At 57.7% G+C, this 3,052-nt stretch carries 1 protein-coding gene; it reads right to left on the bottom strand.

The annotated features are described in order from the left end of the window. Positions 1–2,687 (bottom strand): tandem-95 repeat protein (locus SMC5_RS06965; RefSeq protein ID WP_119120134.1); only part of this gene is annotated, 2,687 nt, incomplete at its 3' end. Between the last annotated feature and the right edge of the window lie 365 nt (positions 2,688–3,052).

The following is a 3,052-nucleotide window of genomic DNA, read 5'->3' as shown; positions in this document are numbered from 1 at the left end:
CGCAGGGGGAGCATCGTACGGCTGGACGAGAGGACCGGGACAACTTTGCTGTTCTTCGGGTCAATGGCGAGGGACTTGCCATTCACGAGCGCTGTGCTCTTGCCGATGGTGAGGATGATCGTCGTGCCGCGTGCCTTGAGGGTAACCTGACGGGTCTTCGCGTCCCAGACGATGGAGCCACCCAGATGCTCCACGACGGCGCGCAGGGGAACGAGCGTGCGGTCTTCGACGATTGCAGCGGGAGCATCCAGCACGACTCTGGCGCTATCCACAGTCATGGTCTTGATGTCGATCGTGAGGACCATGGTGTGCCGTGGTGAGACGGGGAAAGGTGCGACAGGAGTATTGCCGATGGTGCTGCCAGCGTTGATGACACCTGCGCCGTGAGAGGGTGGGGTGAAAGCACTGACGTGACGGTTCGTATCCTCGAAATTGTCGTTGGCCGGGACATGGGTCGTAACAGCAGTGTCGTCCACGATGTCCGCGACCTTGGTGACCGTGATGGTGAAGGACTGGGAAGCGGTTGTGAGAGCGGAACTACCCGCGGTGGCATCGTCCGTAAGCGCCAGTGTCACGATCGCCGTGCCGCTCGCGTCGGCGGCAGGGGTAAAAGTCAAGGTGCCATTCGCAGCAACGGCAGGCTGCGTGCTGAATAGTGTGGTATTGTCGTTGGTCACGATGAAGTTGAGGGCCTGTCCCGATTCGTCTGCAGGACCGGCACTGATGGAGGTTGCCCATCCGGCGACCGTCTGGAGACCACAGTCCTCCAAGACCGTCTGGTCGGGACCCTTCGTGAAGGACGGAACGTCGTTGACTGGGGCTGTCAGATCAGGAATGGACGCGAACGTAGCGACAATCGTGTGTGGAGCTTCGATACTGATGAGGGTCACCGTGTAGTCCAGTCTGTTAGTGGCTTCGTTGACGACGACACCATCGACAGTCAGGGTATCGACCATGTACCCTGCGTCTGGTTTGACCACATACGCCTGAACTGCGTGGCAGGAGAGAAGACCGGTGCCAGGCGTCGCAGTGCCATGGGAACCTGAAATAACCGTGATGGCAAACGTGTCCACTGCGAAGCTGGCGGTGGTGTTGATATTCACCGTCACGTTGGTATCAGTCCTTGCGGCAGTGAGACTCCCATCGCTCCAACTGACGAAGTGATACCCGGTATCCGGAGTGGCCGTCACGGCGGTGCTGCTGGCTCCCTGGTTCACAGTCTGAGGAGACGTGCCCGAGATCGTGCCGTTCGCACCTGCCGTATAGGTCACGGTATAGGTATCGACAGGCGGGTCGTTTACCACGGTAACGGTGATGGTAAACGTCTGGGCGACAGACGTGTCCACGCCGCCGTTCGCCGTGCCGCCATCGTCATGAATGCGGACCGTCACGGTGGCCGTACCGTTCGCGTTGGCTGCGGGAGCATAGGTCAGCGTACCGTTTGCAGCAACGGCTGGCTGAACCGCAAAGAGAGGGTTGTTGTCGTTGGTGACAATGAAGTTCAGGACCTGGCCTGCTTCGTCGACAGGACCGGCACTGATGGATGTTGCCCACAGGGCGACCGTTTGTGCACCGCAATCTTCGAGAACCGTTTGGTCAGCGCCCTTCGTGAAGGACGGGACGTCGTTCACGTCCGTGACGCTGATGACGAAATCCGTTTCATACCACAGTCCGCCGGCATCTGTCGTACGAACGTGAAGCGTGTAGGCAGGCTGAGTCTCATGGTCGAGAGCTTGTGTTGTAACAAGGTAATTACCGTTCGTCATAGCCAACACTGCTGCGCCCGGCCCGCTCAGAGAATATGTGAAGCCAACGTTACCCTCGATGTCCTGCGTCAGGAAATAGCCAACCTGCGTTCCGGCCGGCAAGTTCTCTGTGATCGTCGCCTTCGAGAGCGTGATGCCGTAAGGGGGGTGGTTGACTGCGGTGACCTGCAGGCTGACTTTCGTGAGAGTCGTTCGAACAACCTCGTCTGATGCCCGGTACTTGAACTCATCCGGGCCACAGTAGTTCAGATACGGTGTGTACTTGAAAGATCCATCGGGTTGAAGAATCGCCGTTCCATGGCTCGGATAGTTTGAAACGTCGATCGCTGCCGTTAGTGTCTGACCGTCGACATCTGTATCATTGGCCAGAACGCCGGGGGTAGCCACGATCAACACCGTATTCTCTGCCGTCGTGTACGAATCTGGCACCGCAACAGGCGCATCATTGACAGGAGTGACGGTGATGGTGAAGGTCTGAGGAGTGGAGGTGTTCACACCGCCATCCACCGTGCCGCCGTTGTCATGGAGGGAAACCGTCACGGTAGCCATACCGTTCCCATTGGTAGCAGGCATATATGTCAGCGTACCGTTTGCGGCAACAGTAGGCTGGACAGAGAAGAGAGCATTGTTGTCGTTGGTGACCACAAAGTCGAGGGTCTGCCCTGCTTCGTCAGCAGGACCTGCACTCATGGAGGTTGCCCATTCAGAAACCGTCTGGGAACCGCAGTCTTCCAGAACCGTCTGGTTCGTACCCTTCGTGAAGGACGGTGCGACGTTAACAGGAGCAACCGTATCGTTGTTTGCCGTTGCTGCTTGCACTGCAGAAGGCATAACCAGGAGTTGTAACAGAAACAAGATGATGAGCGTGCTACCAACAGCCCACGAACGCCAGTCCCTTTTCCCGGCTTTCCACCTTTTCACAAGGTCCCCCTGGTCTCTGATGATTTCGCAATGCCAAGCAACTTTTCCTTCCGAACACTCTAATCAGTTCGTTTCACATTGCAAGAGCACCCGAGACTGTTACACTTTGGGACGGTCCCAAGAGTGTTACACCTCGACGCATGGATTCCCGCCTGCGCCGAGAGCACCCCTCGCATTAGAAAGAAATGCTCGGGGGGGAATGACGGACCAGGGATAGGGAAGAAAGCGCCCCCTCAGGTGAGGGGGCGTCTGCGTCTAGAGTGGAGGGGGCGTGCTGCCCATGAGGACGGCACATCGCTGCGTTTTCAGAACGCCGAGGCTGTCATCCAGCACGGTGAAATAAATGTAGAAGCCATTGGGCTTGA

The sequence above is a fragment of the Candidatus Cryosericum odellii genome, from assembly GCF_003570935.1.
Lineage (GTDB): Bacteria > Caldisericota > Caldisericia > Cryosericales > Cryosericaceae > Cryosericum > Cryosericum odellii.
The sequence above is the reverse complement of the archived record's forward strand: the minus strand, read 5'-3'. Positions and strand labels throughout refer to the sequence as shown.